Here is a 6,371-nt window from a genome sequence, read left to right on the forward strand (position 1 = left end):
CAAAATCACCTGCTCCACCTACCATGCTTTGCATAAATCCAAGGAAATTCATTGATAAATCATAGAATAATTTTTCAATAGCATAAACCGGGTCATAGAAGACCACCATCAAGAAATTAACAAATGATGCAATGTGATTCCACACGAAGGCAAATACATTCCAAATAGTTACTCCCAGTGCAGAAAATGCTCCTGCGACAAAACCAATTATTTGTTCGGTGGTTATACCGAAGCGGATTAAAGTATAAATAATGACACCGATTAATCCGGCTATAGCAAGAATAGGCAAGTAGATCGACATAAAGCCAGTTGCAATTGCTGCGAGCGGAGGTATTGCTGTCCATAATGCAGCAGTCATAGCTATTAGAAAGCCGATCGTTGTGACAAGGGCGAATACTGAGACTGGAAGCCAGTAGTTTTGCATAAACCCACCAATGGCCGTAAAAACAGTTAACAAACCATTAGCTGCTAATGCTGCTGCCTGTATGGCTAATGATAATGTCTGCATCGCAAACACACCCTGATCGGAATTGAGCCATTCATTCATCCGAGTCAATACTCCCTCAAAAGCCTCTGTTGCATCATTTTTCAAAAGACTCATAGCTTGTCCGAATGTCATTGGCATGGATTCAAAGGCTTTATTCGTTTCCTCGACTGCAGCGAACATAGCATTTTTAACAATATCGGCTGTAAGCTGTCCTTCTGAAGCTAATTCTCTGACTTTCCCTATATCCACTTCAATGTAATCCGCAATGGATTGAATAATGTTAGGGGCAGACTCAAATACAGCATTCAATTCCTCGCCTCGTAACACGCCGGATCCTAAACCTTGGGTTAGTTGGAGTAAAGCAGAATTCATTTCTTCTACACTTGCGCCGGCAATTATGAATTTCTTGTTCAATTGCTCTGCAAATACAATCATTTCATCGTTAGAAGAAAAAGCTTTTCCAGCATTCATCCCAACTCTTGCTACAATACTAGCTGTGCTTGCATATGTACTTCTTGCTCGATTAGCTGAATCCATAATCTTCTGTTGTAATTCATCCGTTGTCTGGAGTCCATCGTTAATCATATTTAATCGTGCTGCAGTGCTTACATATTGATCAGATAAACCTATGGCTTGTTGTACACCTTGAAATGTTAAATATGCCCCAGCAATACCACCAATGGTTTTTAGAAGCTTATTAGCATTTGTGTTACCTCTGCTTACTGCTTGATTAAATTGATGCTGAGATCTTTCTGATCGTTCAATTGCCATGCGAATATCTGCTTCAGCATCAGCTAGATGCCCTTTTGCTTGTTCTAATTGATGTGTGAATTTTACATTTCTGTTTGTAGCATCCTGCATATCTTCCATGGTGTTAATCATGATATTCATGCTGCTCGTAATGTTCTGCAGCGGCTTTGTCATGGAATCAAATAGTTTTAGTGTAGACGATACGGTTGCCATGCTTTCACCTCTTTCTGTTTAAGGGGCACACATCATTATGCATACCCCGTTTGCAGTTATCTCTCTTCATTGTTTTTGTTTTCACTCTTCGATCCAAAGTAATATTCTTGCGCTTTTCTTGCTTCTTCGTTACTTTGAATCTTTGTACCAGCTATCATCTTCCCTAAGTCCATTTTCTCTTCATTGGCCAACTTTCTCACCTTCTTTCTCGTGATCCAACTCATACAATTTTAAGCTCATATTAAAGTCAGTACTTAAATTTCTAAGCTTTCTTTCATGACTAGGTTTTTTTGCAAGTTTAAATAATGGCTCTGTGGATCTATAAACTTCTGTATAAAGAGAATTTTGTTTTTTGAATATTTCAATATTCAATTCAATTTTACGCTTTTCGATCTGATTAAACTCGTCGAAAATGCCTTGTATTTGATCTTTCTCACGTACTTCTTTTCCATATTCTTTGATTACTTGAGATAATTCATCTAATAAGCCATTCTCGAAAACATTTATACAGTACTGTTCAATATCCTTCTCAATGCGCTCATAAATTTGTTCGAGAGAGTTAATTTCACTGGTATGATTCTTAATTCCATTTGCATCATATTTGTTCTCCGCATCCTGCAGCTTCTTTCTCGATTCGTTTAATTGCTGGCCAACTTCTTTTTGCTTGTCCAGCAACTCTTGATACTTTGATAAATATCTATCTTTTATTTCATCGATACGTTTCATTTTTACACCATCCTTTTGAATTATATTGTTCTCTTAAAATATTCGCAGAAACAACTCGTTTTTCTCATCTTCTGACAGCTCATTAAATTCTCTTAGAAGACAATTCACCTCCTCAAAAGATAGTATTTTACCGGGTTTAACAAGTGAACGTTCTTCCCCCATAGCTTTATCAAATTCCTTTTTATATTTTTTCTTAGCTTCATCAATAAAGTCCTGGAATTTCGTTTCATAATCAATACGTATTTCCCTGTATTCTTTTAAAGTCATGCCGTGTTTACTTGCTAACACATTATCATTAACAGGTAGCTATCAAACACCCTGTATTTTTCGGCTAAAAACTTCCTTTCCTCTCTCGTCATTTGCTTTAATGCAGCATATAGAATTTTCATATTCACTTTTTCTGGTTCCAATAAGTATTCAAAATCCCTATCAAAATATGGCCATTTCTTCAAAAAATATTTTGCTCGTTGAGTACGCAACTTTTGATCACACCTTTAACATGTTAAGGATATCGTCAAATTTATCCTGGAGAGTTTCAAAGTCGACATTTAAGATTTCATTGGATTGATCTAAAGGAATGTTCCTCATATGGTTCATGGCTTCTTCAATCTCCAGTAGTTCCTCATAAAATTCCTGATCTAACTCAGTTAACGGATGATCGCCTGGATCCTTTGTGTATTTCATTAGGAAATCATTTCTGATTTGTTTATCTAGTGTTAGAAGATAATCATTAACGTAACGCTGCTTCTTTCGTAACCACTCTATCCGGTGTTCATAATAGATAATTTCATCCAATAAATTAGCAACTTCCTTTTCTACTTTAAAACCAATTGATAAGATGCCCATCTCCGTCCATTGAATATTGCTGGTGAATGTTTGATCATAAAAGTTATTTCTTGTGATGCTGATTCTATCCTTAAGTCGTTCAATTTCATCATCGATGTGTAAGTAGAACCATATCTTCTTTTGCATCATCATGCTATCTATTCCCACACATGGAACACCTCCTTCTAGTTGAAAACCATCTGAATGTTAATGGACCTGAACCCCTTTTTTCTTCAATTCTTCAATCAGATCCTCGTGAATTAATACTTCGTTTTCTTTCTCCGTAAAATATCCTGGAGGGATGCAAAGGGTATTACATCTATTGGCAGTAACTATATAAAGAAAACCATCTATTATTCTGAATATTGGATAGCGGCAAAAAAGTCCGTGCTTCATAGCATTTGCATTTCCCCACTTAGGAAAGGTATTGCCCCTATTACCTTTTGCTGCCTGATTACCAGGTAAAAATCGGCCTGTTTTTGGATCCCTATTCATTTGCATTCATCCTTTATTTAAGGGGTGCAACGTTTCATAGAAGTAACGCTCGTTGCACCCCTTTTATATGCAACGTTTTAACCGTGTTCGTTTTGGAAAATATCGATTGTACTGCATATATTTCATCTTCATCGAAAATACGTGTTCTTGTGGTACCGCCTTTTGAGTACGGAACCTCAATTAGAATCGAAAACTCTTCATCTCTCAACCACCTTCATTTTGTGGGTAGTTGAAAATTCAGTAACTTTTAAATTGCTCTAACAGTTAGACAAAAAAGTCCAATAGCAAATGGTATTTTTATTTATACTATGAATCTGGTAACTTACTTCTTTATCTCTCGTTATTTGAGATGTCTCAAATGATAATCCCTTTTTTCTTTTAGCGTATAAGGATTGTACTTAATTACATAGCAATGCACTGTTAGACTCGTTCTATAGGTATGGTAAGAAACTTCATGCACTTCTTTTCCTACCTTTTCACAATGCTCCAGAAATTCGTTTAGTTCATACGTAGCTTTCTCTGGTGTACTTTCTTGGATGTGCATAATTCTAAAACCGTTTATATTCATTTACCTTCTCTCCATTCTATAAATTAAATCGTCTTGTCCATATTTCTCCAATCCCTTTTTTTAGACTATATAGTGAATGATGAATTGTTTTGTTATGGTTCTACTCTTACCATTCTCATGTTCCACTGTGCATTTCACAGGTTCACCTTCTTTTTCAAAAACTTGAATATTTACAACACCTTCTTGCTCAATAGAATATGTTTTGGCACTTCCAGGGAACAAACGGACTTCTTGTACATATATTTTTTTCTAGCATGAATAAAATTCCTCCCAGTGTTTGCAACTTAAATTGCAACTTAAATCTAGTATTTCGATTGCACCTCTCACTCTTACTCCCACAATTGATAGAAGATTTGTGAAACCATGCAACTGAAATTTTGACATATTATAATTTTTTTATTACGTTATCCTTTCTTCCTTTTTGATATTATTTTTAAAACTTAATAGAAGTATTACGGTTGCACGGTTGCAATTTACCTCTAACAACCTATGGTTATTGACTTTTACTATGCAACTGGAATACTTTTTTTCGGTTGCAATCCAGTTGCATAGTTGCATTTTAAACAGCTTTTAGCCTTTTATTTTCATAAGATTTTTGATTTTGATTCTTATCAGGAAATCTTATCCCTAATAAGTCTAAATCTCCTAATTCATTCATCAATGTTTCCCAACTGTATCTGTGTTGAGCTTCTGTATCCCATTCTTTCCCCAGGTATGTTTTAAATTGCTTGTGAAATTGTCGATCCGATAACGGTTTATAGCCATTGTCCAGGCAAAACTTTTTATAGAATCCATATACCACATACTTAGGTACTTTTTGAATGTTCCACTTGTCAAACACAGAAACTTTAAAATCTAACACTGGATCATTGTCTTGTTTAAATACTTCCAATTCATTTAAGGAAGCTGCTGGAATATCAAACTTATCAAAGTCCATATGAATAGCTTTATGCAGCACATATTCTAGTACTCTTGGATCCTTAATATATGATTCTTTAATCTTGGGATTCTCTTCCCCGCCTGTAAAATCAGCGTTAAAAGGTACAATAATTAAGCGTCTAATGGTTCCATTCGTTTTATTTTTGAACTTTGGCATACCATTGGTTGATTGGATAACAGTACATTTAAAAATGGTATGGTAGATAGGTTTGTTTTTCATCTCCACAGAAACAATGTCGCCAGTTACAACGCTATTGAAATTAGATGAATCATCAATGTAGATATGAACAGGGACATCATCACCTATGACAGCCGTTTTTCCTTCCAAGACGCTCAAGCGAAATCTCTCATCAAATTCATGAACTTTTAAGGTAGCTATGTTATGGAAACCTATTAAATTGGTAAGTAACTCCTGGAAGGTACCTTTACCGTTATTACCATCACCAATTAAAAAGATGGCCTTTCGTCTTGTATAGTTGCCATTCAAAGCATCATTGATTACTTGCCATAAGAGATGAACAATTTCTTTATCATTAGAAGCGATAGAGTATAACCACGAATCTACATCCCATCCATCTAAAATAGGGTTTGCTGGATTATCTTTATATGGAGTGGCGATTTTAGTTGTAAATACGTAATTAGGGTTAAATGGCTCCAACTTTTTTGTTTGAAGATTAAAGACACCGTTAGCCACTGGTATACGATACCTGGAATCCGTTTTTTCTTTTACTTCTGCTTTATTCGTTAAATGGTAGATTACTTCATCTGCCTTAGTACTGTTCAATTTAGGCTCTAGCCATGAAATAACACGTTTAATAACTGTTGTATTCCTCGTGTATATACCTTCATCGGGCATATACATAGCTATTCTAGTATTTTCTTCTAAATCAAATAGAACAAAACTTACATATTCGGGTAGAATAATAGAACACATTACAGGGCTTATTATCGTTGGTTTTCTTCCTTTTTTACCGTTATCTTCCCATTCTTGAAGCATCCGTGCTAATTCCTCAAAATGGCGATCATTTAAGTTTTTTTTCAAATCTACTCCAGGGGCATCCTTTAATGGCTCTTTAAAATCATCTTCAGGACTTGGTCTAGAAAGGTAAGTTGCTTGTAATCCGTTTAAAGCCTTGTTGATTGTCCATGACTTATAATCTTTCCTATCCCATTTAGAACGATACAACCTACTTTTAGAGAATAAGCGATCAATCTGTTCTGGATCTTGTGTGTAGAAAGCAATATAATTACATAATGCTTGATCAGCTTCACTTTGGCTCCCATATGCTGAAAAATCACCTGTGTATAGTTTTTTAAATTGCTTTCCATTTTTAGCTTTCAATGCGATATTTATAATCTCGTCATCTT

At 35.3% G+C, this 6,371-nt stretch carries 6 protein-coding genes; all 6 read right to left on the minus strand.

All coding sequences use genetic code 11. The features are described 5' to 3' along the window. Positions 1-1,378: tape measure protein (locus RG19_RS17435; RefSeq protein WP_238376713.1), on the minus strand; the 1,378-nt coding region annotated here is incomplete at its 3' end. 252 nt (positions 1,379-1,630) lie between these two features. Beyond that, a complete protein-coding gene (locus tag RG19_RS17840; protein ID WP_157515411.1) occupies positions 1,631-2,176 on the minus strand; it encodes a hypothetical protein in 546 nt (181 codons plus the stop codon). A gap of 33 nt (positions 2,177-2,209) precedes the next feature. Then, positions 2,210-2,443: a hypothetical protein gene (locus tag RG19_RS17845; RefSeq protein ID WP_157515412.1), complete on the minus strand. Its 234-nt coding sequence runs from the start codon at positions 2,441-2,443 to the stop codon at positions 2,210-2,212. 219 nt (positions 2,444-2,662) lie between these two features. Beyond that, complete coding sequence (locus RG19_RS17850) at positions 2,663-3,154, minus strand: hypothetical protein (protein WP_157515413.1); 492 nt, start codon at positions 3,152-3,154, stop codon at positions 2,663-2,665. A gap of 54 nt (positions 3,155-3,208) precedes the next feature. Further along, entirely contained in the window at positions 3,209-3,496 is a 288-nt protein-coding gene (locus tag RG19_RS17030; protein ID WP_157515414.1) for a hypothetical protein, read from the minus strand. A 1,127-nt stretch (positions 3,497-4,623) separates the two neighbouring features. Beyond that, on the minus strand, positions 4,624-6,371 hold a 1,748-nt coding region (locus RG19_RS17035), incomplete at its 5' end, for a DNA primase family protein (RefSeq protein ID WP_157515416.1).

Origin of the sequence: Luteimonas abyssi, assembly GCF_001482195.1 — a bacterium.
In the GTDB taxonomy this organism is placed as follows: Bacteria; Pseudomonadota; Gammaproteobacteria; order Xanthomonadales; family Xanthomonadaceae; genus Luteimonas; species Luteimonas abyssi.